Source organism: Phreatobacter sp. (assembly GCF_027532945.1).
Classification (GTDB): Bacteria; Pseudomonadota; Alphaproteobacteria; order Rhizobiales; family Phreatobacteraceae; genus Phreatobacter.
On sequence record NZ_JAPZTZ010000004.1, the window covers coordinates 128,818 to 152,947 of the forward strand.

The 24,130-nt window shown below is 69.8% G+C and carries 25 protein-coding genes and 1 other RNA gene; 13 read left to right on the top strand and 13 right to left on the bottom strand.

Annotated features, from left to right (window positions below; translation table 11 throughout):
- Positions 1 to 26 precede the first annotated feature (26 nt).
- Complete coding sequence (locus O9344_RS03320; protein WP_298472691.1) at positions 27 to 587, top strand: hypothetical protein; 561 nt, start codon at positions 27 to 29, stop codon at positions 585 to 587.
- A 3-nt stretch (positions 588 to 590) separates the two neighbouring features.
- On the opposite strand, the gene O9344_RS03325 is transcribed toward O9344_RS03320, so the two are convergent.
- The 3 genes from O9344_RS03325 to O9344_RS03335 all read right to left on the bottom strand — a co-directional run bounded on the left by O9344_RS03325 (position 591) and on the right by O9344_RS03335 (position 2,471).
- Positions 591 to 1,556: a tyrosine recombinase XerC gene (locus O9344_RS03325; RefSeq protein ID WP_363321915.1), complete on the bottom strand. Its 966-nt coding sequence runs from the start codon at positions 1,554 to 1,556 to the stop codon at positions 591 to 593.
- Between the two features lie 70 nt (positions 1,557 to 1,626).
- The gene (gene bfr, locus O9344_RS03330) at positions 1,627 to 2,112 is read right to left on the bottom strand and encodes a bacterioferritin (protein WP_298472696.1); all 486 of its coding nucleotides are present in this window, start codon (positions 2,110 to 2,112) and stop codon (positions 1,627 to 1,629) included.
- A gap of 107 nt (positions 2,113 to 2,219) precedes the next feature.
- Positions 2,220 to 2,471 (bottom strand): (2Fe-2S)-binding protein, encoded by a 252-nt coding sequence (locus O9344_RS03335; RefSeq protein ID WP_298472698.1) that lies wholly within the window; start codon positions 2,469 to 2,471, stop codon positions 2,220 to 2,222.
- Positions 2,472 to 2,659: 188 nt separating this feature from the next.
- Between O9344_RS03335 and O9344_RS03340 the strand changes: the two genes are divergently transcribed.
- On the top strand, positions 2,660 to 4,834 hold the full coding sequence (locus O9344_RS03340) for a primosomal protein N' (RefSeq protein ID WP_298472701.1): 2,175 nt from the start codon (positions 2,660 to 2,662) through the stop codon (positions 4,832 to 4,834).
- On the opposite strand, the gene O9344_RS03345 is transcribed toward O9344_RS03340, so the two are convergent.
- The gene (locus tag O9344_RS03345) at positions 4,831 to 5,691 is read right to left on the bottom strand and encodes a folate-binding protein (RefSeq protein ID WP_298472703.1); all 861 of its coding nucleotides are present in this window, start codon (positions 5,689 to 5,691) and stop codon (positions 4,831 to 4,833) included. The two genes, O9344_RS03340 and O9344_RS03345, sit on opposite strands and share 4 nt — an antisense overlap.
- Before the next feature lie 106 nt (positions 5,692 to 5,797).
- On the opposite strand from O9344_RS03345, the gene O9344_RS03350 reads away from it, so the two are divergent.
- Entirely contained in the window at positions 5,798 to 7,126 is a 1,329-nt protein-coding gene (locus O9344_RS03350) for a dihydroorotase (protein ID WP_298472706.1), read from the top strand.
- A complete protein-coding gene (locus O9344_RS03355; protein ID WP_298472709.1) occupies positions 7,123 to 7,725 on the top strand; it encodes a class I SAM-dependent methyltransferase in 603 nt (200 codons plus the stop codon). Before O9344_RS03350 ends, O9344_RS03355 begins: the two co-directional genes overlap by 4 nt.
- A 4-nt stretch (positions 7,726 to 7,729) precedes the next feature.
- On the opposite strand, the gene O9344_RS03360 is transcribed toward O9344_RS03355, so the two are convergent.
- The 6 genes from O9344_RS03360 to O9344_RS03385 all read right to left on the bottom strand — a co-directional run bounded on the left by O9344_RS03360 (position 7,730) and on the right by O9344_RS03385 (position 11,346).
- Positions 7,730 to 8,494, bottom strand: a complete 765-nt coding sequence (locus O9344_RS03360) for a DUF2336 domain-containing protein (protein WP_298472712.1) — start codon at positions 8,492 to 8,494, stop codon at positions 7,730 to 7,732.
- 136 nt (positions 8,495 to 8,630) lie between these two features.
- Positions 8,631 to 9,458 (bottom strand): hypothetical protein, encoded by an 828-nt coding sequence (locus O9344_RS03365; protein ID WP_298472714.1) that lies wholly within the window; start codon positions 9,456 to 9,458, stop codon positions 8,631 to 8,633.
- Positions 9,459 to 9,500: 42 nt separating this feature from the next.
- Complete coding sequence (locus O9344_RS03370) at positions 9,501 to 9,761, bottom strand: hypothetical protein (protein WP_108175537.1); 261 nt, start codon at positions 9,759 to 9,761, stop codon at positions 9,501 to 9,503.
- A gap of 142 nt (positions 9,762 to 9,903) precedes the next feature.
- Complete coding sequence (locus O9344_RS03375) at positions 9,904 to 10,323, bottom strand: TIGR02301 family protein (RefSeq protein ID WP_298472724.1); 420 nt, start codon at positions 10,321 to 10,323, stop codon at positions 9,904 to 9,906.
- A 67-nt stretch (positions 10,324 to 10,390) separates the two neighbouring features.
- Positions 10,391 to 10,852 (bottom strand): NUDIX hydrolase, encoded by a 462-nt coding sequence (locus tag O9344_RS03380; RefSeq protein WP_298472727.1) that lies wholly within the window; start codon positions 10,850 to 10,852, stop codon positions 10,391 to 10,393.
- On the bottom strand, positions 10,849 to 11,346 hold the full coding sequence (locus tag O9344_RS03385) for a hypothetical protein (protein WP_298472730.1): 498 nt from the start codon (positions 11,344 to 11,346) through the stop codon (positions 10,849 to 10,851). Before O9344_RS03385 ends, O9344_RS03380 begins: the two co-directional genes overlap by 4 nt.
- 114 nt (positions 11,347 to 11,460) lie before the next feature.
- On the opposite strand from O9344_RS03385, the gene O9344_RS03390 reads away from it, so the two are divergent.
- The 3 genes from O9344_RS03390 to O9344_RS03400 all read left to right on the top strand — a co-directional run bounded on the left by O9344_RS03390 (position 11,461) and on the right by O9344_RS03400 (position 14,177).
- On the top strand, positions 11,461 to 12,216 hold the full coding sequence (locus O9344_RS03390; RefSeq protein WP_298472733.1) for an SOS response-associated peptidase: 756 nt from the start codon (positions 11,461 to 11,463) through the stop codon (positions 12,214 to 12,216).
- A gap of 129 nt (positions 12,217 to 12,345) precedes the next feature.
- The gene (locus O9344_RS03395) at positions 12,346 to 12,693 is read left to right on the top strand and encodes a hypothetical protein (RefSeq protein WP_298472736.1); all 348 of its coding nucleotides are present in this window, start codon (positions 12,346 to 12,348) and stop codon (positions 12,691 to 12,693) included.
- Positions 12,690 to 14,177, top strand: coding sequence for a methyl-accepting chemotaxis protein (locus O9344_RS03400; protein WP_298472738.1), 1,488 nt, complete (start codon positions 12,690 to 12,692; stop codon positions 14,175 to 14,177). The genes O9344_RS03395 and O9344_RS03400 overlap by 4 nt, the downstream gene beginning before the upstream one ends.
- Positions 14,178 to 14,221: 44 nt before the next feature.
- Here O9344_RS03400 and O9344_RS03405 read toward each other — a convergent pair whose 3' ends face one another.
- Positions 14,222 to 15,667 carry an FAD-binding oxidoreductase gene (locus tag O9344_RS03405; RefSeq protein WP_298472741.1) on the bottom strand — a complete coding sequence of 482 codons (1,446 nt, stop codon included), beginning with the start codon at positions 15,665 to 15,667 and terminating at the stop codon, positions 14,222 to 14,224.
- Positions 15,668 to 15,837: 170 nt separating this feature from the next.
- Between O9344_RS03405 and ssrS the strand changes: the two genes are divergently transcribed.
- The 5 genes from ssrS (at position 15,838) to ribB (ending at position 20,182) form a co-directional block, all read left to right on the top strand.
- Positions 15,838 to 15,994, top strand: a non-coding RNA gene (gene ssrS / locus O9344_RS03410) — 6S RNA.
- A gap of 257 nt (positions 15,995 to 16,251) precedes the next feature.
- The gene (locus O9344_RS03415; RefSeq protein WP_298472743.1) at positions 16,252 to 16,821 is read left to right on the top strand and encodes a 5-formyltetrahydrofolate cyclo-ligase; all 570 of its coding nucleotides are present in this window, start codon (positions 16,252 to 16,254) and stop codon (positions 16,819 to 16,821) included.
- On the top strand, positions 16,821 to 17,621 hold the full coding sequence (locus O9344_RS03420) for a TIGR00282 family metallophosphoesterase (protein WP_298472746.1): 801 nt from the start codon (positions 16,821 to 16,823) through the stop codon (positions 17,619 to 17,621). Before O9344_RS03415 ends, O9344_RS03420 begins: the two co-directional genes overlap by 1 nt.
- Before the next feature lie 58 nt (positions 17,622 to 17,679).
- Positions 17,680 to 18,765 carry a chorismate synthase gene (aroC, locus tag O9344_RS03425; protein WP_298472749.1) on the top strand — a complete coding sequence of 362 codons (1,086 nt, stop codon included), beginning with the start codon at positions 17,680 to 17,682 and terminating at the stop codon, positions 18,763 to 18,765.
- 91 nt (positions 18,766 to 18,856) lie between these two features.
- The gene (gene ribB, locus O9344_RS03430; protein ID WP_298472753.1) at positions 18,857 to 20,182 is read left to right on the top strand and encodes a 3,4-dihydroxy-2-butanone-4-phosphate synthase; all 1,326 of its coding nucleotides are present in this window, start codon (positions 18,857 to 18,859) and stop codon (positions 20,180 to 20,182) included.
- 244 nt (positions 20,183 to 20,426) lie between these two features.
- Here the strand turns inward: ribB and O9344_RS03435 are convergent, their stop codons facing one another.
- A complete protein-coding gene (locus O9344_RS03435) occupies positions 20,427 to 21,203 on the bottom strand; it encodes an enoyl-CoA hydratase-related protein (RefSeq protein WP_298472755.1) in 777 nt (258 codons plus the stop codon).
- A gap of 10 nt (positions 21,204 to 21,213) precedes the next feature.
- Positions 21,214 to 22,998, bottom strand: a complete 1,785-nt coding sequence (locus tag O9344_RS03440; RefSeq protein WP_298472756.1) for an acyl-CoA dehydrogenase — start codon at positions 22,996 to 22,998, stop codon at positions 21,214 to 21,216.
- 151 nt (positions 22,999 to 23,149) lie between these two features.
- On the opposite strand from O9344_RS03440, the gene O9344_RS03445 reads away from it, so the two are divergent.
- On the top strand, positions 23,150 to 24,130 hold the full coding sequence (locus O9344_RS03445) for an L-threonylcarbamoyladenylate synthase (protein WP_298472758.1): 981 nt from the start codon (positions 23,150 to 23,152) through the stop codon (positions 24,128 to 24,130).

The window sequence follows — 24,130 nt, forward strand, 5'->3', positions numbered from 1 at the left end:
CTGTCGCTGTGTCACGGGAGATCCACGTGAAGCCCCCCGCCTATCGCCTGCTGCGCCCGCTCATCGTCCTCGCCGCCATCGTCATCCTGGTGGAGACCTGGCTGTGGGAGCGGATCGGACCGCTGGTCGGGTGGATCATCGAGCGACTGCCCTTTGCAGCGCTGAAACAGGCGATCCATGACGGCATCGAGCGGCTGCCGCCCTACGCGACCCTCGCCGTCTTCGCCATTCCCGCCGCGCTGCTCTTCCCCTTCAAGCTGGCCGCGCTGGGGCTCATTGCCTCCGGCCATCTTGTCCTTGGCGGCCTCGTCCTCGTGCTCGCCAAGGTCGTGGGCGTCGGCGTAACGGCCTTCCTCTTCGAGACCTGCAAGCCGAAGCTGATGCAGATCCCGCTCTTTGTCCGCCTCTACGCCACCTGGAACCGCTGGCTTGTCTGGGCCCATGGCCATATCGATCCGGTGAAGCGCCGTATCAGGGCGCATCTGCGCATCCTGCGGGGTGGCCGCGCCAGCCGGTCCATCAGGCTGCTGCGCCGCTTTCGCCGCGTGCGGCAGGAGCGTGCGGTGCTGCTTGCCCGCAAGGCGTGAGTGTCAGGCGCGCGGATGCGCGCTGGCATAGACCCGCAGCAGCGCCGCCGTATCGACCTCGGTATAGATCTGCGTCGTCGACAGCGAGGCGTGGCCGAGCAGCTCCTGGATGGACCTGAGGTCGCCGCCCCGCCCGAGCAGGTGGGTCGCGAAGGAATGGCGCAGCGCGTGCGGCGTTGCTGTCTCGGGCAGGCCCAGCGCACCTCTCAGCCGCGCCATGGCGAGCTGGATGATCCGCGGCGACAGCGGTCCCCCCTTCACGCCGACGAAGAGCGGATCGTCCGGCCCGAGCGTCCAGGGGCAGAGGCCGCGATAGCGGTCGATCTCGGCCACCACCTTGGCGATGACAGGGACCTGACGGGTCTTGCCGCCTTTCCCCAGCACGGTGATCTGGCCGTCGCCCCCGCGGGGCGGCGCGTCCTTCTGGGTGAGGCCCAGCGCCTCGGAGATGCGCAGGCCCGAGCCGTAAAGCAGCGCGAGGACTGCGGTATCGCGGGCGATCACCCAGGCCGGCTGGTCCTCATGCTCGCGGATCTCGGAGGAGGCCACCGCACGGGCAGCCGGGACGGCGAGGGGACGCGGCAGGCGCCGCCCGGTCTTCGGCGTGCGGACAGCCGCAAAGGCAGCCATGCGGCCGCGGCCCTCGCGTTCGAGGAAACGGGCGAAGGACCGCACCGCCGCGAGCGCGCGCGCGATGGAGCGGGAATCGAGCCCGTCCGCGCGGCGCTTCGCCATGAAGGCACGCAGGTCGCGCGGCTGGAGGCCGTCGAGGGCGCCGAGGTCCACGGCGCCGCCGAGATGGTCGGCGAGGAAGGCGATGAAGCCGCGGGCGTCACGGCCATAGGCTTCCAGCGTCTTGGGCGACAGGCCGCGCTCGGCGGACAGGTGCTGCAGCCATTGGCCGAGGGCCGTGGCGGTGTCGCCGGCGGCACCGGGGATGGCGAGGGAAAGCGGGGAGGGGGCTGCCATGGCGACAAGAGTGCCATGGCGGGGGTTCATGGGCGGTGAACGGGGGAGCTGGCGCGCACCGCCCCTCGCCTCAGTGATCCCCGCCGACCGGGCCCATATGCTTCTGGATATAGAGCTGGACGCCGATCGTCTTGATGATCTCCAGCTGCGTCTCGAGGAAGTCGATGTGACCTTCCTCATCGGTCATCAGCTGGATGAACAGGTCGCGCGAGGGATAGTCCTTCACGGTCTCGCAATAGGCCGCGGCCTCCTGGTAGAGCGCGCGGGCGCCGATCTCTGCGTTGAGGTCGCACTGGATGACCTCGCCGACGTCCTGGCCGATCTGCAGCGGGTCGAGCACCTGCAGGTTCGGATGGCCCTCAAGGAACAGGATCCGGTCGATGAACTTGTCGGCATGGACCATCTCCTCGATCGATTCCTTGCGCCAGTACTTGGCGAGGTCGAGTAAGCCCCAATTGTGCAGCATGCGGTAGTGGAGCCAGTACTGGCTGACCGCGGTCAATTCGCTGCGAAGGCCCTTGTTGAGGTAGTCGATGACCTTCTTGTCGCCCTTCATGGTCCTGCTCCGGCTGTGCAACGGGTGCGATCGCACCGCATGCGATCCACTCTAGCATCGTTCCAGATGGAGGTGACAAGCCGGCGAACACCCGCCGGCGGGCCGTGTCACTCGGCGGCGATCATCAGCGAAGGCGCTGCCTCGTCATTACCGGAGCAGTCGCCCACGGGGCAGGTGCCGCAGCCGCCGACGCCGGCCTCGCGCAGGATGGCGCGGATGGTGCGGGCGCAGCGCCCGCATTCCGGGCTGCAGCCGAGACAGGTATAGACCTCTCCGACCGCGCGCGGGCAGTCGGGACCGTCGCCGAGGCAGGCGCGGATGTCGCGGTCACTGAGCACGTTGCAGTGGCAGACGATCAAAGGCGGTCTCCGGCGCAGCCCGCAAAGTTGACTGCAACAGTCAGCTATTTACGCCTGCCCGGCGTCGGCTGCAATCCACCGGCAAAACATTGGAAACATTCCAGGGTGAAAGGCGCCGATCCTCACCGAGCACAGGCCGGTCGTCACGGCCCATTCCCTTCGCGGCCCGGTCGCGCTAGGCCATCCCGATGACTGCGCCGCTCTATGCCGACGTGCTGATTCCGGTCGCCGTCGACCGGCCCTACAGCTACCGCGTCCCGGCGGGGATGACGCTCGCGCCGGGTGACGTGGTGGCCGTGCCGCTCGGCAACCGCACCACGATCGGCGCGGTGTGGAGCCTGCGCGACGAGCCGGGCGGTGTGTCGCACAACCGGCTGAAGGACATTGCCGAGCGCTTCGACGTGCCGCCCGTGCCGCAGGCCGTGCGCCGGCTCTGCGACTGGCTGGCGGATTACACGCTCGCGCCGCGCGGGATGGTGCTGCGCATGGCGCTGCGCGATCCCGAGGATCTCGCCCCGCCGAAGCCGCGTGTCGGCATCCGCGTCACCGGCCAGGCTCCGGGCCGCATGACGCCAGCCCGGGGTCGGCTCCTCGCCCATCTCGCCGATGGCCTCGCCCGCGCCAAGGGCGAGGCCGCGCGCGAGGCTGGCGTCTCCGCCTCGGTGGTGGACGGCCTGGTCGACGAGGGCGTGCTGGAGGCGATCCTGCTGCCGCCGGAGGTGCTCGCCCGGCTGGAACCGGATCATGCGGTCGCCGCCCTCAACGATGCCCAGCACGCCGCCGCGCTCGCCCTTTGCGATGCGGTGGCGGCCGAGCGCTTCTCGGTGCAGCTCCTCGACGGCGTCACCGGCTCGGGCAAGACCGAGGTCTATCTCGAAGGCGTCGCCGAGGCGCTGCGCCGCGGCCGGCAGGTGCTGATCCTCGTCCCGGAGATCGCGCTCACCACCCAGTTCCTCGACCGTTTCGCCGCTCGCTTCGGCCACCGTCCCGCCGCCTGGCATTCGGGCGTCGGCGCGACGAAGCGTGGCCGCGTCTGGGCCGGCGTCGCTTCCGGCGAGGTCCAGGCGGTGGTCGGGGCACGCTCCGCGCTGTTCCTGCCCTTCCGCGACCTCGGCCTCGTCGTCGTCGACGAGGAGCACGAGGGCGCCTACAAGCAGGATGACGGCGTCCACTACCATGCCCGCGACATGGCGGTGGTCCGCGCCCATCTCCAGTCCATCCCCGTCGTGCTCGCTTCGGCGACGCCCTCCGTCGAGAGCCGCGTCAATGCCGATCGCGGTCGCTACCGCCGCCTCGTCCTGCCCGAGCGCTTCGGCGGCCATGCCATGCCGAAGATCACCACGGTGGACCTGCGGACCGCCGGTCCCGAGCGCGGCCGCTGGATCGCCCCGGCGCTGGAGCGCGAAATCCGCGCGACCCGCGAGGCCGGCGAACAGACGCTGCTCTTCCTCAACCGCCGCGGCTATGCACCACTCACCCTCTGCCGCACCTGCGGCGAGCGCATCCAGTGCCCGAACTGCTCGGCCTGGCTGGTCGACCACCGCTTCCGCCGCCGGCTCGTCTGCCACCATTGCGGCTACAACACCGCCCCGCCCGAGCACTGTCCGAAATGCGAGGCCGTGGACAGCTTCGTCGCCTGCGGTCCCGGCGTCGAGCGCCTCGCCGAGGAATGCGCGACGCTGTTCCCGGACAGCCGCCTGCTCGTCCTGTCCTCGGACATGGCCGGCGGCGTCGAACGCATCCGCCAAGAGATCGAGGCGGTGGCGCGCGGCGAGGCCGACATCGTCATCGGCACGCAGCTCGTCGCCAAGGGCCACAACTTCCCGAACCTCGCCCTCGTCGGGGTCATCGACGCCGATATCGGCCTGTCCAATGCTGATCCGCGGGCGGGCGAGCGCACCTTCCAATTGCTGCAGCAGGTGGTCGGCCGCGCCGGCCGCGCCAAGGACGGCTCGCGGGCGCTGATCCAGACCCACCAGCCGCAGCACCCGATCATCCAGGCCATCGTGAAGGGCGACCGCGAGGGCTTCTACGAGGCCGAGATCGCCATGCGCGAGGCGGCCGAACTGCCGCCCTTCGGCCGGCTCGCCGCCCTCGTCATCTCCGCCGAGGCTCTGGGCGACGCGCAGGCCTATGCGCGGATGCTGGTGCGGGCCGTGCCGCCGACGCCGGAGGTGCGGGTGCTGGGGCCCGCCGAGGCGCCGCTTGCGCTGGTGCGTGGCCGCCACCGTGTCCGGCTTCTCGCCCGCTCCCCCCGCGCCTTCGACCTCTCGGGCTGGATGCGCGGCTGGCTCTCATCCGTCGAGGCGCCGCGCGGCAATGTCCGGTTGGAGATCGACGTCGACCCGCAGAGCTTCCTTTAGGCCTCCGTCTCCCCCGGCCACGCAAACCTTGCCCAGTCTGGCTTCACCGGCACCAGCGGAATGCCACCTGCGGTGATCGGCTCGCCGGCATCCGCCGCTTCCGCCACGCGGTCGAGCCTGAGCTTGGCGAGGCCGCGGCCATGGACGGAGGAGCCCATGACGCCGAGCTGCTTGTCGCCCGCCACCACGTCGAGCCCTTCCATGGGCGGGAAATCGGCGAAGGTCACCGGCACGACGCGGGTGCGGGCGGTGCCGCGATGCTGCATCCGGCTCACCACCTCCTGGCCGACATAGCAGCCCTTGGCGAAGTCGACCCCGGCGAGCTGGTCCATGTCGGCCTCGTGCGGGAAGGCATCGCCATAGGCGAAGTCGCGGCCGCCGGCCGGGATGCCGAGGCCGATGCGATGCGCCTCGTAATCACCGGTGGGCGCAGGCGCCTCCGCCGGCTTTGGCCCCACCAGGCGCCAGCCGAGCGCCGTATGGCGCGGATCGCGCGCCACGAGCCCCTCGGGCGACGGCGCCGTCTCCTCGCCCCAGACGGCAGTGACGGCGAGCTGCGCCGACAGGTCCTCGACCGCGACCTTTGCCCGCAGCCGGTAGAAGCCGAGCTTCTTGGCGAGTTCGGCCGCCAGCACGCCCGGCGTGTCGAGGAGGAAGCCGCCGCCATCGTCGGCGGGAACGCCGATGCAGAGGAAATCCACGACGATCTTGCCCTGCGGCGTCAACAGCGCGCCATAGCGGGCCTCGCCCGCGCCGAGCGTCTCGACATTGCAGGTCACGAGCCCCTGCAGGAAGCGCGCGGCATCCTCGCCGCTGACACGGACGACACCTCGATCGGACAAAACGGCACGCGGCATCGATGCACCTCGCTGGCCAGGCACGCGCTTGGCACGGCTCAGGTTCTTCGACATAAGCGAGGCAGCGCCGGCGGCAAGGGCCGGCGCGCAGAAGGGGAGCCGCGCCATGCCGAATTTCGACGTCATCTACAGGAACGGCACGGTGGTCAACCAGGACGGCGCGGCTTTGCGCGACGTCGGCGTCACGGCTGGCAAGGTGGCGGCCATCGGCGACCTGTCGCAGTCCTCGGCCGGCCAGGTGGTGGATTGCACCGGCCTGCACATCCTGCCCGGCGTCATCGACAGCCAGGTGCATTTCCGCGAGCCGGGTCCCACCCACAAGGAGGACCTCGAAAGCGGCTCGCGCGCGGCCGTCATGGGCGGTGTCACCGCCGTCTTCGAGATGCCGAACACCGATCCGCTGACGACATCCGAGGCGGCGCTGGCCGACAAGGTCAAGCGCGCCACGGCGCGAATGCATTGCGACTTCGCCTTCTGGGTCGGTGGCACCCACGACAATGCCAAGGACGTCGCCGAGCTGGAGCGCCTGCCGGGCGCCGCCGGCATCAAGGTCTTCATGGGCTCCTCCACCGGCTCCTTGCTGGTCGAGGACGACGATGGCGTCTCGTCGATCCTCAAGAACACCCGCCGCCGCGCGGCTTTCCATTCCGAGGACGAATATCGCCTGCGCGACCGCAAGGGCGAGCGTATCGAGGGCGATCCGCGCTCCCATCCCGTCTGGCGCGACGTGACCGCGGCGCTGATGTGTACGGAACGGCTGGTCACCATCGCCCGCCGGCACAATGCCAAGATTCACGTGCTGCACATCTCCACCGCCGAGGAGATCGACTATCTGGAGCAGCACAAGGACGTCGCCACCTGCGAGGCGACGCCGCATCACCTCACCCTCGTCGCCCCCGACTGCTACGAGCGGCTCGGCACCCTCGCCCAGATGAACCCGCCGGTGCGTGACGAGCACGCCCGCCGCGGCATCTGGCGCGGCATCGTCGATGGCGTCGTCGACGTGCTCGGCTCCGACCACGCGCCCCACACGCTGGAGGAGAAGGCCAAGACCTACCCGGCCTCGCCCTCCGGCATGACCGGCGTGCAGACCCTCGTTCCCACCATGCTGGACCATGTGAACGCCGGAAAGCTCACGCTGGAGCGCTTCGTCGACCTCACCAGCCACGGCCCCTCGCGCATCTTCGCCATGGCCGGCAAGGGCCGCATCGCCGCCGGCTACGATGCCGATTTCACCATCGTCGACATGAAGCGCAAGGTGACCATCACCAACGACTGGATCGCCTCCAAGGGCCGCTGGACGCCGTATGACGGCAAGACCGTGCATGGCTGGCCCATCGGCACCATCATCCGCGGCCGTCGCGTGATGTGGGAGGGCGAGCTGGTGACCCCGTCGGGCGGCGAGGCCGTGCGCTTCCAGGACCGGGCTCCGTGACCACTGCCTCGATGGCGGGCTATGGCTGCGAGGCGGATAACCTCGCGGTCCAATACGAGAGCATCACCTTCGAGCAGGTCCACGCCCCGGTCCTGCACCTGCTCCCCGACGCGCCGGGCCACGCCCTCGACATCGGTGCAGGAACCGGGCGCGATGCTGCGGCGCTGGCCGCGCAGGGCCATCGGGTCGTCGCGGTGGAACCGACCGCCGAGCTGCGCGCCCATGGTGCGCGGATCCATGCCGGCCAGCCCATCACCTGGCTCGACGACGGCCTGCCGGACCTGCCGGTGCTGGCCGGGCGCGCCGAGCGCTTCGACCTGATCCTGCTCACCGCCGTCTGGATGCATCTCGACGCGGCCGAGCGGCAGCGCGCCATGGCGCGCCTTGCCGATCTCGCGGCTCCCGGCGCCCGCATCGTCATCACGCTGCGCCATGGACCGGTGCCCGAGGGCCGACGCATGTTCGATGTGTCGCTGCAGGAGACCGTGGCTCTCGCCGCACGTCACGGGCTGTCGAGCCTGTTCGAGACACGTCGCCCCGACATGTTCGGGCGTCCCGGCGTGACCTGGTCCGTGCTGGTGCTGACGCCTCTGGCCTGACGCCTCAGACGAAGCGCACGCCGATGTCGCGGCCATCCTGCCAGACGGCCTCGCAGGGGCGCTGCACGGCCGCGCTGGCGAAGCTGAGGACCAGACGACCGGTCGGCCGGGCCATGGCCGCCAGCGTCAGCCGCGCGCCAGTCTTGGAAATGTCGATCAGCCGGCAGCGCACCGGCTTCTCGCCATCCTCGCGGTGAAGCTCGGCGGGATATTCCACCGCCTTGCGCGGCGCCTTGCGCAACTCTTCCAGTCGCGCCGTTTGCCGCTTGTCGAGGTCGCGGCGGGCCTCGGGCGACAGGTTCACGCCCGGATTGCGCGCCAGCGTGCGAATGACAGTGCGGTTGCCGCGCTCGACGAGGCTCTCCGCCACCGCCGGTGCAATGGTGCGCCGCCGGCTGATGGCCAGCAGGTGCGAATGGCCCTTGCTGTCGATGATGCGCAGCAGGGTCTCGTCGGAGAGCCGGGGTGATTTCGTCAGCACCGGCGAGGCGACCTCGGCCCAGTCGTCGCCGGCAAGCTGCTCAATCACCAGCGGCGGCGCTTTGGGGTCGCTCGCGATCCGCTCGGCGATAGCGATGCGTCCTTCCGGCGTGATGTCGACGATGAGCCGCGCAATGACCTCGTCGACCGTCACCGCCTGCTCGGCCGTGTAGCTGTCGGCATTCTCGGCGTAACTGTCGATGAGGCGGTTCACCTTGTCGGTGAGGCCTGCGCGCGCCCTGTGGGCGACAATGTCGTCGATGACGTGACGGGCCGAGTTGTCGGGCATGTCGACGTTCCGCGGGAGGTCGCCTCATGCGACCGGACCCCTTTCGCCTACCGCCGGGCCCCTTAACGCGATCATAAGCCGGAGGTGCGCGAGCGGCCCCGCATGACCCAAGGTCATCCGCAGGGTTAACAGCCCGTCATTCCCCCGCGAGGAAGAAGTGCACGGTGCCGTCCGGGCCGATGCCGAGGCGCCAGAAGACCCAGGAGCCCAGCGTGCGCATATCGCGCACGTCCTGCGCCGTCATCAGTCGGTAGAGATCCACCGACTGCCGCGGCGAAAGGTCGGCCAGCGGCACATGGGCGAGATAGGGCCAGACATACATTTCCTGCGGCGTGCCCTTGTTGATGAGGGCGGGCGGCAGGTCGAGGATGTTGAGCAGGATGGCGAGGATCTCGCGACCCTCGCCGTCGCCGGAGGCCTTGCGCCAGAAGGCCACGGGATCGCGCTCGCCGCCGCGGGCGAAGACCGGCAGCGTCTCGTTCATCTGGAAGACCACGCCGAGCCGGCCGATATCGCCGGAACGCGCCGCGAGCATCAGCCGTTCGCGCATCGAGCCGACGCGCTCCCTCAGATCCTCGTTGTCGGGAAGGACCTCGACCGAGGCCGGCCGCGGCGGCGCCGGGCGGCGGGCATTGGGTGTCGGGACGGGAGCGCCGGCCGCCGGCGGGGGCGGGACAGGCGTCGCTGCGGGAGGAGAGGGGACCGGTGTCGCCGGGGTGGCGGGAGCCGGTGTCGCCGCGGGCGGCGGTTGCGGGGCGGGCTGCGCCTGCGCGGCGATCGCCGAGGCGGCGGGCGGCTCGCCCGGCCCGGGCGTCACGTCACGGATGGTGGCGCGGAGCGGTGTCGCAGGGACGGCTGGCTCGACGATGCGCGGCGCCTCGCGCGGCATGATCCGGATGACCGCGACGGCGAGCACCACGGTCGTCACCAATCCCGCGAGAAGGGCCAGCCTGCGAGGGTCCACGTTGCGTCCCGGAGCCTCTGCCTTTGGGGGATAGAGACCGGCTCAGTGCGAGGAACGGTCCACGGTGAACTCACCGGCGCGCACCCGTTCGGCGAGGCGGTCGGCGAAGGTTGCCGTCGCCTCCTCGCCATAGGTGGCGACCATTTCCACGAAGGAGGCGAAGATCGCCGCCTGCGCGATGCAATCGATGTCGAGCCCGTCGAGCCGGGCCTCCGCGAAGGCTTCGGAGACGTAGCCCATGGCGGCGTGGCGCTGGTCCTCGGCTTCGGCCGAGCGGGCGGGCGTCGCGGGAGAAATGTACATCATCACGTCCACTGGCGGGCCCGTTGATCGGGCCTGTCTCGTCGGTGGAACCGTAGCATGGTGGCGCCGGGGCGGCACCCGTTTCTGACCAGAAGGTTAACGCGCGAGAAGAAACTCGCGGTGTCTCCTGTGTACAACGTCGTCAGTTGCCATAGCGGCTGGTGAGGTCCGCAACGATGCGCCGTGCTTCGGTGACGTATCGGCGCGTCGCCACCCGCGCGGCGGGGGTGCAGGTGCGGTGGGTCTGCTCGAATCCGCCATAGCCCCGGTTGAAGGCCTGGACGAGCCTCTCCCGCCGCTCGCCGCCCGCCGCCTCGGCATCGAGCAGGGACTGCATCTCCCGCCGCCAGGCGCCGTCCTCCGGCCCCTGGCAGAGCGTGCGCAGGTAGTGAAGGGCGCCGATGATCTCCGATAGGCGCAGGAGCTGCGGCTCGTAGGGCGCCTGCAGCGCCGCGGTGGGCACGGCCGCCTCGGGCGACGGCGCGCGGGCGGGCTGCGCCGCCAGCGGCGGGCTGGCGGCCGCGAGGGCCGCGACGGCGATGATGGCGAGAAGCCGGGTCATGGGCGAGATATGCGGCAGGCCGGCGCGGGCCGCAATGGAAAGCTCCGCCGGTGGTTGACGCCGCCGCTCAGCGCGCCGCGAGGGCGATGGCCGCCTCAAGCGTCATCAGCAGCCCGTCGGTCGTCGGCAGGCCGCGGGCCTCGGGCAGCGTCACCCAGCGCACATCGGTCGCTTCGTCCGAGCGCTCGCCCTCGCCGCTGTGCCAGCGCGCGGCATAGGTGAGCACGACGAAATGGCGCTCGATGCGGCCCTCACCGTCGAGGCCGATAATGTCACGGGCCCCGCAGAGGCCGATCGGGTGGGCGCGGACGCCGACCTCCTCCATGAGCTCGCGGGCAGCGGCCTCGGCCAGTGTCTCGCCCACCTCGACGAGCCCGCCCGGCAGGCTGTAGAGCCCGGCGCCGGGCGCCCGTGCCCGCTGCGCCACGAGCACCTGTCCATCACGCACCACGGCGGTGGAGACCGCGAGAATGGGACGGGCGGGATAGGCGCGATCGGCGGCCATGGCCGCGCCGGCGGCTCTGTTCACCGGGTCATCAGCGCGTCGACCGCGTCCTGGGTCGAGGATTCGTCCTCACCCGCCACGCCGTTCATCACGCCGGCGGTACGGGCCACGAGGTGCTTGAGGAGGTGAGCGGCTTCCTCGGCGACCGCCCCGCCGAGCGGCGTGCCGCCATGCAGCCGGAGCTGTGCGAGCGCATCGAGCATGATCGTGTCCATCTCCGCCACGAGGACGAGGAAGCGCCGCTTCGCTCCGGCCGGGGCCGCATCGAAGGCCGCCAGCACGAGGTCCTTGTCGCGATAGCTGGAGCGGACGAAATGCTCCTCGTAAGTGGCCGGCTCCCAGGCCAGCACGTCCTCGAGGCAGTCGGGCATCGAAGGCACCAGCTCCAGGAGCATGATGACCTCGTTGAAATGATTCAGGTAGTCGGTGGCCAGCCGCGTATCCGGATGGATATTGGCCGCGCGCAGCCGTTCCGGCGTCAACGCAGTGTCGGCCTCCTGGCGAACGACGTCGAGCATAGACAGTGAAAACCCCCGAACCTACATGTCTATGAGCCATGGGTGCGGTGAAGGAAGACTTAAAGCCCTTCCGTCGGGGCAGAACCGCAGAGCGGGACGGATCGCGAGGACCTCATGTGCGGGCGCTACGCCATCAAGACCATCCCGGAAGTGATGCAGCAGGCCTTCGGCTATGAGGAGCGGCCGAACTTCCCGCCGCGCTACAACATCGCGCCGACCCAGCCCGTGCCGGTCGTCACCATCGACCACGGCAAGCGCCGCTTCGTGCTGATGCGCTGGGGCTTCATTCCCGGCTGGGTGAAGGACCCGAAGGACTTTCCCCTTGTCATCAACGTGCGCACCGAGACGGCGCGGGAGAAACCCTCCTTCCGCAACGCCTTCACCCGCCGCCGCGCGCTCATGCCGGCCGATGCCTTCTATGAATGGCACACGGAGGGGCGCACCAAGACGCCCTACATGGCGCGGCGGCCGGACGGCGGGCTCTTCGCCTTCCCGGCGCTGTGGGAGACCTGGACCTCGCCCGATGGCTCCGAGGTCGACACCGTCGCCATGATGACCGCGCCGGCCGTGGCGCCGCTTTCGGCCATCCACCACCGCACCCCGGTGATTCTCGATCCCGCCAACTGGGACGCCTGGCTCGATCCGGCGACGAGCCCGGACGAGGCGGCGGCGCTGCTCGAGCCTCCGGTCCAGACCGAACTCGAACTGGTCGCGGTCTCAACCGCCGTGAACAAGGTGGCGAATGACGGGCCGGAGATCCAGGCGCCGGTGGCCTCGCCCATGGCCGTGGTGAAACCCGAGCCGGGGAGGGCTCGCGCCCATTCGCAGAGTCGGGCAGCCGGCGACGGGCAGGGCAGCCTCTTCGACTGAGGCCTTCACGGTTGCGGTAAAGAAACACCTTCAATCCTTGGTTAAGGGTTCCGCAACCCGTTCCGGTGGATTCTGGTTGTGCGGCCGCCCCCATCCGCGCCTGCTGCCCTGTCACCGGTCTTTCACGTCATGCCCTCACCCCGTCGGCCCTGCACCAGGTCCGTCACCATCCTTGCTGTCGCAGCCGCCGTCACCGTCCTCGCGCCGCTGGTCTTCGCTGCGGCTCCGAAGGACGGGCGGCCGATGGCGGTGATCACGTGGTCCGACGTGGACGGCGGCGCCGCCGCCGTGGCCGCGCGGGCCGAAGGGCTTCTTCACAGCGCCTCCGCCGGAAACCGTGTGGTGATCGCCAGCGCCGCAGAGCCGGGCTTCGCAGCGCGGCTCTATGCGGCCGGCGCGGCCCTCGTGCTCGACGGGGCTCTCGCAACTGCCTGCCTGTCGCCTCTCATCTCTCTCACAATGGTCCGCACTCCATGACGATCAGCGCGTCCTCTCTGTCTTCGGCCACCTCTCCGACCCTCGAGGCGCTCCGCCTCACGGTCGCCCGGGTGATGCAAGGCGTCATCGCGACCCTCGCCATCGTCATCCTCGCCGTCCTGTTCGGACGGGGGTCTGGCGTGCTGCTCGGATCGCTGTCCGTCGTGGCGGTGGCCGCTGTCGGTTTCCTCGCCATCGGAGCCGGGCGCAGCGACGTTCCCGCGCGGATCGCCTCTTCGCTGTCGGTCGGCGCGCTGGTGGCGCTCCTGACCTTCGCCATGGAAGGCTCGGTCTACCAGATCGATATGCACATGGCCTTTTTCGCGGGCCTCGCCATCGTGGCGCTCTGGTGCTGCTGGTACTCGGTCGCCGCCTACACCGCCCTCGTCGCCGTGCATCACCTCGGCCTGAACTTCATCTACCCGATGGCGGTGTTCCCGCAGGGCGGGGATCTCGTCCGTGTCGTCATCCATGCCGTGATCCTCGTCGCCCAGGCCGTCGCGCTCGCCTGGCTCTGCAATCGTCTGGCGAACGCCTTCGTCGTCTCCGACGCCGCCGTGCGTGAAGCCAAGGAGGCCGCATCCCGCCTCGAGGCGGCGACCGCCGAGGATCGCGCCCGCGCCGCCGACAAGGCTCGCCGGCAGGCCGAACTCGAGGCGGGCATCGCCGCTTTCAAGGCCGAGATCGCCGGCGTCATGACCGGCGTGCGCGGTGGCATGGCCGAGCTCGGCAAGGCTGCCGCGACCGTGCGCGGCGCCGCCGCCGGCACTGCCGACACCGTTCAGGCCGCGACCGGTTCGGCCCGCGCCGCCGTCACCAATATCAGCGCCGTCGCCGGCGCCAGCGACCAGCTCTCCTCGTCGGTCGGCGAACTCGCCCACAAGGTCAGCGAGACCGCCAGCGTCGTGCGCGAACTTGCCGGCGAGGCCCATGCCGCCAACGGCAACATCGCCGAACTCTCCGGCGCCGCCGAGAAGATCGGCGCCGTTGTCGCCCTCATCCAGTCCATCGCCGAACAGACGAACCTGCTCGCCCTCAACGCCACCATCGAGGCGGCCCGCGCCGGCGATGCCGGCAAGGGTTTCGCGGTGGTGGCCTCCGAGGTGAAGTCGCTGGCGGTCCAGACCTCCAAGGCAACGGAAGAGATCGCCCAGCAGATCGGCGCGGTGCAGCACCTCACGGTCGGCGCGGTCGGCGCCATCCGCACCATCACCGAGCGGATGGAGGTCATCGACGGCAACGCTTCGGCGCTGGCCGCCGGGATCGAGGAGCAGGCGAGCGCCGTCCAGGAGATCAACCGCAGCATCGCCGAAGCCAACGCCCTGACCCTGCGCATCGAGCAGGCCATCGGCGACATCGCGTCCAAGGCGGAGGTCTCCGCCACCTCGTCGCGGGCCATGGACGACACGACGCGCAGCGTCGAGGAGAGCGCCGGCGGCGTCAGCAAGGCTGTCGAGAGCTTCCTCGGCAAGGTCGCCGCCTGAGGCGGCAGGGCAGGGCCGCGGCGCTCGCGCCGCGGCGGCCCTTTTTAGAGAACCTTGCCGGGATTGAGGATGTTCTTCGGGTCGAGGACCGCCTTGACCTGTCGCATGATGTCCATGGCGACGGGATCCTTCACTCCCGGCAGCAGGTCGCGCTTCATCCGGCCGATGCCGTGCTCGGCCGAGATCGAGCCGCCATGCTTGCCCACGATGTCGTGGACGATGGTCTGCACCCGGTCCCAGTGGTCGAGGAAGGCTGCCTTGTCCATGCCGACGGGCTGGCTGACGTTGAAGTGGATGTTGCCGTCGCCGAGATGGCCGAAAGGCACCGGCCGGCAATCCGGCATATAGGCGAGGCAGGCCGCCACAGCCTCGGCGATGAAGGCGGGCACGGCGGCGACGGGCACGGAGACGTCGTGCTTGATCGAGCCGCCCTCCATCTTCTGCACCTCGCTCATGCCCTCGCGCAGCCGCCAGAAGCCGTTGCGCTGGTCGATCGAGTCGGCGAGCGCCGCGTCGGTGACGATGCCCTCCTCGAAGCCGGCGGCGAGGATTTCCTCCAGCGTCTCGCGCATGCCGGAGGCCGAGGCGCTGGAAAGCTCCATCAGGCAGTACCAGGGTGATGCTTCAGCGAGGGGATCGCGCGCGCCGGCGAGATGCTTCAGCACGAAGTCGAAGAGGTTGCGCGGCATCAGCTCGAAGCCGGTGACGGACGGGCCGGCCCGCTCCTGCGCGGCGTTGAGGAGGGCCAGGCCCGCCTCGGCCGAGGGCACGGCGACCCAGGCCGCCTCGATGGAGCGCGGCGCGGGGTAGAGCTTCAGAACCGCCGCGGTGATGATGCCGAGCGTGCCTTCCGCCCCCATGAACAGGTGCTTGAGGTCGTAGCCGGTATTGTCCTTCTTCAGCGTGCGCAGCCCGTGCCAGATGCGGCCGTCGGCGAGCACCACCTCGAGCCCGAGCACGAGGTCGCGCGCCATGCCATAGGCGATGGCCTGGGTGCCGCCGGCATTGGTCGAGAGATTGCCGCCGATGGTGCAGGAGCCCTTGGAGCCGATATTGAGCGGGAAGAGACGGCCGACCTCGGTTGCCGCGTCCTGCGCCTGCTGCAGGGTCACGCCGGCATCGACCGTGAGGGTGTTGCCGGCCGGATCGACGGCGCGCACCGCCGTCATGCGGTTCAGCGAGATGACGATCTCCGCCCCTGTCTCATGCGGCACGTGGCCACCGACGAGGCCGGTGGCGCCGCCCTGCGGCACCACGGGCGTGCCGGTCTCATGGGCCAGCGCCATGACCGCCGCCACCTCCTCGGTATTGGCAGGCCGGACCACCAGTGAGGTGCGGCCGATATAGAGGCCGCGGTCATCGCGCAGGTAGGGCGCCTGGTCGTTCGCGTCGGTGATGGCGTAGCGGTCGCCGACAATCGCCTTGAAGCGCTGGATCAGCGGTTCCGGCATGGGCGGGGCGAGGGCGGCGACGGGCTTCGGCAGCGGCATGGCTGGCTTCCTGCGACGGCGTGTCTTCGGGCGAGGCTGCTGCCGCCGCGGGGGCGGGACGGTTCAAGGGGGGGGGAGGTTTGGGAGCGGTGAAAATCGCGCGAGCGAAAAAGGCGGGAGTGGACGGGGAGGGGTCTTCCGCCGGCTGATGATCCGACCTATCTCTCACCTCGGAGCTGCGACGTACGTCAGGACACACATATCCCCGGGGCCTTATCGATCTTGAGGGAGCTGTCCCTGCCCTTGTCCGTGGACTTGGGCACCACGGCGCCCACCTACTTAGGTAGGTTCCCGGGATCGATCGTCCAACGGCAGAGTGGCTCCACTTGAATTTGCGGGGCGGTGAGGTAAGGGCGGAAAAGCCCGCCGGCCGCCGCCATCAGGCCGGTGGCTGCCGAGCGTCACGGTCCTTCCTCCCGAACCTCCGCCCGTCATGCCCGGCCTTGTGCCGGGCATCCACGAATTCTCAGCATGGCGCAGTGTTCAAGTCGTGGATGCCCGGGATCAACCCGGGCATGACGGATGGGCCAGCGTTCCTCTTGGTCCCCGGTGACACCCCGGCCGGGCTCCGCTACTCCTCCCCCATGACCCAGCCCACCAAGGCCGACCTGCGCGCTGCCGCCCTCGCGCGGCGCGATGCCCTCGACCCCGCCGCCCGCATCGAGGCCGCCCTCGTCCTCGCCGAGACCTTCCCGCTCGACCTGATCCCGGTTGCCGGCAAGGTTGTCTCGGGCTTCCTGCCCATCCAGTCGGAGATCGACGTCCGCCCGCTGATGGACCGGCTGCGTCTCGCCGGCGCGCGTCTGGCGCTCCCCGCCTTCCCCGACCGCAAAGGCCCGATGATCTTCCGCGAACTCATCCGCGGCGCCGACCTCGTCCCCATGGGCTTTGGCACCTATGGCCCCGGTCCCGAAGCCGCAGAGGTCTTCCCCGAGGTGCTGATCACGCCGCTTGCCGCCTTCGATGCGCGCGGCCACCGCATCGGCTACGGCAAGGGCCATTACGACCGGGCGCTGGCCCGGCTCGACGAGATGGGCCGGCGTATCGCCGTCGGCGTCGCCTTCGCCTGTCAGGCGGTTGACGCGGTGCCCCACGAGCCCCATGACCGAGGTCTTGATTTTCTTCTCACCGAGACCGGTTTCAGGACCTTCTGATGCGCCTTCTTTTCCTCGGCGACGTCGTCGGCAAGGCCGGCCGCACCGCCGTCACCGAACGCCTGCCGGGCCTCGCCGCCGACCTCAAGCTCGACTGCGTCGTCATCAATGGCGAGAACGCTGCCCATGGCTTCGGCATCACCGAGGCCATCTACGAGGAGCTCTGCGAGGCGGGTGCCGACTGCATCACCCTCGGCAACCATTCCTGGGACCAGCGCGAGGCGCTGGTCTTCATCGACAGGGCGCCGCGCCTCGTCCGCCCGGTGAACTATCCCGCCGGCACGCCGGGCCGCGGCGCAACCCTCGTCACCGCCAAGAACGGCGCCCAGGTCCTCGTCGTCAATGTCATGGGCCGCGTCTTCATGGACGCCATGGACGACCCCTTCGCCGCCGTTGAGCGCGAGGTCGAGGCCGCCCCGCTCGGCCGCGTCGCCGATGCCATCGTCGTCGACATCCATGCCGAGGCGACCAGCGAGAAGCAGGTCATGGGGCATATCCTCGACGGCCGGGTCTCGCTCATCGTCGGCACCCACACCCATGTGCCGACCGCCGACCATCGCGTGCTGCCGGGCGGCACGGCCTTCCAGACCGATGTCGGCATGTGCGGCGACTATGACGGCGTCATCGGCATGGACAAGGCCGAGCCGATGCGCCGGATGCGGGAGAAGACGCCCGGCGGCAAGTTCGAACCGGCCGGCGGCCCGGCGACCCTCTCCGGCCTCATCGTCGACATCGGCGCCAACGGCCTCGCCACCGCCGTGACGCCGCTGCGCGTTGGCGGAGTGCTGGCGCCGACCTGATCCAAAGCGTGGCGCCCTCCGCTTGCCGAGCGCCGCGCGCGCCTGTAATTCGCAGGCCATGTCGCACAACACCTTCGGCCACCTGTTCCGTGTCACCACCTTCGGCGAGAGCCACGGCGTGGCGCTCGGCTGCGTCGTCGACGGATGCCCGCCGCGAATCCCGCTGACCGCCGAGGGCATCCAGGCCGATCTCGACCGCCGTCGCCCCGGCACCTCGCGCTTCACCACCCAACGCCGCGAGCCCGATGAGGTGAAGATCCTCTCCGGCGTGATGGTCGACGACGACGGCGTGCAGGTGACCACCGGCACGCCCATCGCGCTGATGATCGAGAACACCGACCAGCGCTCGAAGGACTATTCCGACATCAAGGACAAATTCCGCCCCGGCCATGCCGACTTCACCTACGAGGCGAAATACGGCATCCGCGACTATCGCGGCGGCGGGCGCTCCTCCGCGCGCGAGACGGCGGCCCGTGTCGCCGCCGGCGCCATTGCCCGCAAGATCGTCCCCGGCCTGACCGTTCGCGGCGCGCTGGTGCAGATGGGCCCGCACGCCATCGACCGCGACAAGTGGGACTGGGACCAGGTCGGCGCCAATCCGTTCTTTTGTCCCGACGCCGACAAGGCCGCCTTCTACGAGACCTATCTCGACAGCATCCGCAAGGCCGGCTCCTCCATCGGCGCCGTCATCGAGATCGTCGCCGAGGGCGTGCCGCCGGGCCTTGGCGCGCCGATCTACGGCAAGCTCGACGCCGAGATCGCCAGCGCACTCATGGGCATCAACGCCGTGAAGGGCGTCGAGATCGGCTCGGGCTTCGCCTCCGCGGCGCTCACCGGCGAGGAGAATGCCGACGAGATCCGCATGGGCAATGACGGCGCCCCGCTGTTCCTGTCGAACCATGCCGGCGGCATCCTCGGCGGCATCTCGACGGGGCAGGCCGTGGTGGCCCGCTTCGCCGTGAAGCCGACCTCGTCGATCCTCACGCCGCGCCTGACGATCGACAAGAAGGGTGGCGAGACCGATATCCTCACCAAGGGCCGCCACGATCCCTGCGTCGGCATCCGTGCCGTGCCGGTGGGCGAGGCCATGGTCGCCTGCGTGATCGCCGACCATTACCTGCGGAACCGCGGCCAGAACGGGTGATACCCATCGGCCTTCACCCTTGCTGAAATGCAGGTCTGTGTCGGCGGATTTTCAGTTTGACTGAAAATCCTGCTGCGACCATTTTCCCCACATGAAGCTCGACATCTGGCTCGCGCGCGCCGGCATGACCCGGATGGCCTTCGCCCGCCGCCTCGGCGTGTCGCCGGCCACTGTCACGGCCCTGTGCAACGGTGATGCGCCCTGGATGTCCCGGGAGACTGCCGCGCGCATTGCCGAGATCACGGCCGGCGCCGTCACGCCCAATGATTTTATCGGCCTGCCCGGGCCGCGCGATGAGGAGAGAACCATGCTCGAAGCCGCCGAACGCGTGAAGGCCGCCCTCGACGCCTTCGCCAAGGGGCAGATTGTCGTGGTGACCGACGATGACGACCGCGAGAACGAGGGCGACCTTATCGTCGCCGCCTCGCTGTGCACGCCGGAGCAGATGGCCTTCATCGTCCGCCATACCTCCGGCATCGTCTGCACGCCGCTGACCCTGCAGGAGGCGCAGCGCCTGCGCCTCGACCCCATGGTCTCCTCCAACGACTCACCCCACGGCACGGCCTTCACCGTCTCGGTGGACTACCGCCATGGCACCACCACCGGCATCTCCGCCGATGACCGCACTGCGACTGTGCGCGCCCTCGCCAATCCCAATGTTGGCGCCGTCGACTTCGTCCGCCCCGGCCACATCTTTCCGCTGATTGCCAAGGACGGCGGCGTGCTCATGCGCTCCGGCCATACCGAGGCGGCGGTGGACCTCTGCAAGCTCGCCGGGCTCCCGCCCATCGGCGTCATCTGCGAGCTGGTGAATGACGACGGCACGGTCACGCGCGGGCCGCAGGTGACGGCCTTCGCCGCCCAGCATGGTCTCGTGATGGTCTCGGTCGCCGACCTCATCAAATATCGCCAGGCCCGCGACCGCCTGGTCGAGCGCGCCGGCGAGTTCACCGTCGAGACGCCCTATGGCCCGGCCCGCGGCATCGCCTATCGCACCCCCTATGACCGGGTGGAGCATCTGGCGGTGGTCTTCGGCGATATCGACGAGGCCGGCGCGACGCTGGTCCGGCTGCATCGCGAGACGGTACTGCGCGATGTCTTCGGCAAGAACCGCTCGCCGGACCGTGCCATGAAGAAGCTGGCGGAAAAGGGCGGCGTGCTGGTCTATCTGCGCGACGGCACGGCCGGTGTTCCGGCCCAGTCGCTCGCCGCGACCGCCCCGGGTGCCGACATTCACGAGACCCACGGCTCGGCGCGGATGCGGGATGACCAGTGGCGCGAGATCGGCCTCGGCGCGCAGATCCTGCGCGACCTTGGCGCCAACCGCATCCGGCTGCTCGCCTCCAAGACCCGCCACTATGTCGGCCTCGGCGGCTTCGGCATCGAGATCGTCTCGACCGAGATGCTGGAGGGGTAGGGCGAGCTATCGGCCCGCAGGTCTGTCCCCAAGACGGAGGTCGGGGCTGCTTGGCCCCTCACCCTTCCCTCTCCCCGCTTGCGGGGAGAGGGGACTTCGACGTCGCATATGCTCTTAACCCCGAGGGCCAAGCGGGCTGTTTTCCGCCGAGGGCGCAACGCTATTGCACCCTCTCCCCGCAAGCGGGGAGAGGGAAGGGTGAGGGGCCTTCAGCCGACGCGGTACGCGCCTCGGGCAGCGAGTCCTACTTCCGCGTCATGAAGGCCATGAAGGCCTGCTTCGCCTCGTCGCCCCTCAGCAGTTCGGCGAAGAGCGCGCCTTCCTCGTCCATGCGGGCGCGGATCTCGGCGGCATCCTTGCGCAGCAGCCGGCGCGAATGGGCCAGCGCGATGGGCGGCTTCGAGGCGAGCTTCGTCGCCGATGCGAGCGCCTTCGCCTCGAGCTCGGCCGGCGGTAGCACGGCATTGACGAGGCCGATGCTCTCCGCCTCCGCTGCGCCGAAAGGCTCGGCCATCAGGATGTATTCGGTGGCCTTCTTGATCCCCGCGAGGCGCGGGAAGATCAGCGACGAGGCCGCCTCGGGCACCAGGCCAAGATCGACGAAGGGCATGCGGAACAGCGCATTGGGGCTCGCATAGGCGAGGTCCATGTGCAGCACCATGGTCGTGCCGATGCCGATGCCGAGACCATCGACGGCCGCGATCATCGGCACCTCGACGGTCGCCAGCGCCTTGATGAAATCACCGGCCGGCGACCGCGTCTCACCGCCAGCCGACCGCTGGACGAAGTCGGCAATGTCGTTGCCGGAGGTGAAGACGCCCGGCACGCCTGCGAAGACGACGGCCCGCGTGCCATCCGCCGCGGCATTCTCGATGACGCCGCGCATGGCGTCATACATCGCGCCGGTCAGGGCGTTCTTCTTGTCCGGGCGGTTCATCCGGACGAGCACCACGCCATGCGGGTGGCGCTCGAGGGTGACATTGCCGCCGGCAAGGGCGGTGGTGGCCGTGGCTGCGTCCATCGCGTGCTCCTCAGCTGGCGAGCGGAATGTCGAGATCGACCACCGCCTGGCCGCCGGTGACGACGGTTTCGGCGAGGCCCGGTGCGGCGGTGGCGAGGTTTTCGGCGAAGAATCGCGCAAGGCCCGTCGCCTCGGCGCGGGCGAGGTCGGAGACGCCGTTGGCGCGCATCTTCAATGCCTTCTGCGCCAGAGCCGTGCCGCCCAGAGCAAGGCCGAAGAGGCGGGTAAAGGGCGTCGCGCCGGCCTGGGCGTCGGCCGGATTGTTGGCGAGCGCGCCGAGCAGATGCTTCGTCGCGGTTTCCAGCGCATCCACCGTCTCCCGCAGACGCGAGGCGGTGAGGCCGAACTCGACGGCGTTGGACTTCGCCACATCGGCGACGATGCCCCGCATCCGCGCGATTTCGGCCGCGACCAGCGCGCCGCCCTCGATGCCGATCTTGCGGCTGACGAGGTCGATGGCCTGGATACCGTTGGTGCCCTCGTAGATCGCGTAGATGCGCGCGTCGCGCATGTGCTGGGCGGCGCCGGTCTCCTCGACGAAGCCCATGCCGCCATGAACCTGCACGCCGAGGGAGGCGACCTCGTTGCCGATATCGGTGGAATAGGCCTTGGCGATGGGGGTGAGCAGCGAGGCGCGGGCATGCCCCGCCTTGCGCTCCTCGGGCGTGCGCGCGAGATGGGCGCGGTCGATCTCGGCGGCGAGCATGTAGCAGATGGCGCGCGCGGCCTGGGTCGAGGCGCGCATGGTCGCCAGCATGCGCTTCACATCCGGGTGCTCGATGATCGGGCTCATGCCCTCGGCCTCCCAGCCCGGCGCCTTGCCCTGACGGCGCTCGGCGGCGAAGGCCAGGGCCTTCTGCGTGGCGCGCTCGGCAATCGAGACGCCCTGCAGCGCCACGGCGAGGCGGGCATTGTTCATCATCGTGAACATGGCCATAAGGCCGCGGTTCTCCTCACCCACAAGCCAGCCGATCGCACCTCCCGCATCGCCATAGACCATGGTGCAGGTTGGCGAGGCATGGACGCCGAGCTTGTGCTCGATCGAATGGCAGCGCACGTCGTTGCGCGCCCCGAGCGAACCGTCCTCGTTCACCAGGAACTTCGGCACGAGGAAGAGCGAGATGCCCTTGGTGCCGGGCGGTGCGTCGGGGAGGCGTGCGAGGACCAGATGGATGATGTTCTCCGTCAGGTCGTGCTCGCCATAGGTGATGAAGATCTTCTGGCCGGTGATGCGATAGGTGCCATCGCCGACGCGCTCGGCCCGGCTGCGCAGGGCCGAGAGGTCCGAGCCTGCCTGCGGCTCGGTCAGGTTCATCGTGCCGGTCCATTCGCCGGAGATCATCTTCGGCAGGTACTTGGCTTTCAGCTCCGGCGCGGCATGGGCCTGCAGCGCCTCGATGGCGCCCTGGGTCAGGAGCGGGCCGAGGCCGAAGGCGCCGGAGGCGGCGTTCCACATTTCGAGGCAGGCGGAATTGATGACGCAGGGCAGGCCCTGGCCCCCGAGCGCCTCTTCCGCCATCAGCCCGTTCCAGCCGGCGGCGGTCCAGTCGGAATAGACCTCCTTCCAGCCATGGGGCATGGTCACGGTGCCGTCGTGGAAATGGGCGCCCTCGCGGTCGCCGACGCGGTTCAGCGGCGCGATGCGCTCGCCGGCGAACTTGCCGGCTTCGTCGAGGATCGCGGTGATGTCGTCGAGGCCGAGCTCGCCATAGAGGCCCTGGGCGAGGGATTGTTCGAGACCGGCGGCATGTTTGAGGGTGGCGATCATGTCGGCGACGGGCGCGCGATAGGGCATGGCTTTCCTCCAATGTACTGTTTCTAGGTCCGGCCGTTCTGCGCCACAAGGATGCCGGACGGATGACGGTTGCGCCCCGCCGGCATGGTGAACGATGCGTCTGCCGCGGGCGATCTGTGTTTTCGGGCGGGGGCGTGCTAAGCGCCGCGCCATGGACGACAAGTCGAAGGATCAACGCGCCACCCGGCGCCTCGGAACCGATGACGCCGGCATCGCCGCCGCGGCCGGGATTCTGCGTGCGGGTGGTCTCGTCGCCTTCCCGACCGAGACGGTCTATGGCCTCGGCGCCGATGCCACCGATGGCCGCGCCGTCGCCACCATCTATGCCGCCAAGGGCCGGCCGAGCTTCAACCCGCTCATCGCCCATGTGGCGACGGTGGAGGCGGCGCTGGCCCTTGGGACATTCGATGCCGAGGCCGAAGCGCTGGCCCGTGCCTTTTGGCCAGGGCCGCTGACCCTCGTGGTGCCCATGGCGCCAAGCGCCGGCATTTCCGACCTCGCCCGCGCGGGGCTCGACACGGTTGGCTTGCGGGTTCCTTCACACCCGGTGGCGCAGGCCCTGCTCAGGGCGGCGGGACGCCCCATCGCCGCGCCCTCCGCCAACCGGTCCGGCCATGTCAGCCCGACGACGGCCGACCATGTCCTTGCCGATCTCGCAGGTCGCATCGACGCCGTCGTGGATGGTGGGCCGACCGAGGTCGGTGTCGAATCCACCATCGTCGCCTGCCTTGGCGGGCCGCCGGCCCTGCTGCGGCCGGGCGGCGTGCCGCGCGAGGCGATCGAAAAGGTGATCGGCCGGCCGCTCGTCGCCTCCACCGGTGAGGCCACCATCGCGCCGGGCATGCTCGCCTCGCATTATGCGCCGCAATCGGGCCTTCGCCTCGATGTCACGGCGCCAGCCCCGGGCGAGGCGCTGCTCGCCTTCGGGCGCGACGTCCCGGTGGCCGATGGGCCGGTGCTGAACCTCTCGCCATCGGGCGATCTCGCTGAAGCCGCGGCCCATCTCTTCGGCCACCTGCGCGCGCTGGATGCCGCGGCGGCCTGCGGCATCGCCGTCATGCCGATCCCGGGCGCAGGGCTGGGCGAAGCCATCCGCGACCGGCTCGCCAGGGCAGCCGCACCGCGGGGGTGA

Bases quoted from the DNA above. Each gene is read 5' to 3' on its own strand.
- O9344_RS03420 (WP_298472746.1), top strand. From the start codon at position 16,821: ATGCGCCTTCTTTTCCTCGGCGACGTCGTCGGCAAGGCCGGCCGCACC.
- O9344_RS03370 (WP_108175537.1), bottom strand. From the start codon at position 9,761: ATGTACATTTCTCCCGCGACGCCCGCCCGCTCGGCCGAAGCCGAGGAC.
- aroC (WP_298472749.1), top strand. From the start codon at position 17,680: ATGTCGCACAACACCTTCGGCCACCTGTTCCGTGTCACCACCTTCGGC.
- O9344_RS03390 (WP_298472733.1), top strand. From the start codon at position 11,461: ATGTGCGGGCGCTACGCCATCAAGACCATCCCGGAAGTGATGCAGCAG.
- bfr (WP_298472696.1), bottom strand. From the start codon at position 2,112: ATGAAGGGCGACAAGAAGGTCATCGACTACCTCAACAAGGGCCTTCGC.
- O9344_RS03345 (WP_298472703.1), bottom strand. From the start codon at position 5,691: ATGCCGCGTGCCGTTTTGTCCGATCGAGGTGTCGTCCGTGTCAGCGGC.
- O9344_RS03405 (WP_298472741.1), bottom strand. From the start codon at position 15,667: ATGCCGCTGCCGAAGCCCGTCGCCGCCCTCGCCCCGCCCATGCCGGAA.
- O9344_RS03415 (WP_298472743.1), top strand. From the start codon at position 16,252: ATGACCCAGCCCACCAAGGCCGACCTGCGCGCTGCCGCCCTCGCGCGG.
- O9344_RS03395 (WP_298472736.1), top strand. From the start codon at position 12,346: ATGCCCTCACCCCGTCGGCCCTGCACCAGGTCCGTCACCATCCTTGCT.
- ribB (WP_298472753.1), top strand. From the start codon at position 18,857: ATGAAGCTCGACATCTGGCTCGCGCGCGCCGGCATGACCCGGATGGCC.
- O9344_RS03340 (WP_298472701.1), top strand. From the start codon at position 2,660: ATGACTGCGCCGCTCTATGCCGACGTGCTGATTCCGGTCGCCGTCGAC.
- O9344_RS03445 (WP_298472758.1), top strand. From the start codon at position 23,150: ATGGACGACAAGTCGAAGGATCAACGCGCCACCCGGCGCCTCGGAACC.
- O9344_RS03350 (WP_298472706.1), top strand. From the start codon at position 5,798: ATGCCGAATTTCGACGTCATCTACAGGAACGGCACGGTGGTCAACCAG.
- O9344_RS03360 (WP_298472712.1), bottom strand. From the start codon at position 8,494: ATGCCCGACAACTCGGCCCGTCACGTCATCGACGACATTGTCGCCCAC.
- O9344_RS03385 (WP_298472730.1), bottom strand. From the start codon at position 11,346: ATGCTCGACGTCGTTCGCCAGGAGGCCGACACTGCGTTGACGCCGGAA.
- O9344_RS03325 (WP_363321915.1), bottom strand. From the start codon at position 1,556: ATGGCAGCCCCCTCCCCGCTTTCCCTCGCCATCCCCGGTGCCGCCGGC.
- O9344_RS03400 (WP_298472738.1), top strand. From the start codon at position 12,690: ATGACGATCAGCGCGTCCTCTCTGTCTTCGGCCACCTCTCCGACCCTC.
- O9344_RS03435 (WP_298472755.1), bottom strand. From the start codon at position 21,203: ATGGACGCAGCCACGGCCACCACCGCCCTTGCCGGCGGCAATGTCACC.
- O9344_RS03440 (WP_298472756.1), bottom strand. From the start codon at position 22,998: ATGCCCTATCGCGCGCCCGTCGCCGACATGATCGCCACCCTCAAACAT.
- O9344_RS03375 (WP_298472724.1), bottom strand. From the start codon at position 10,323: ATGACCCGGCTTCTCGCCATCATCGCCGTCGCGGCCCTCGCGGCCGCC.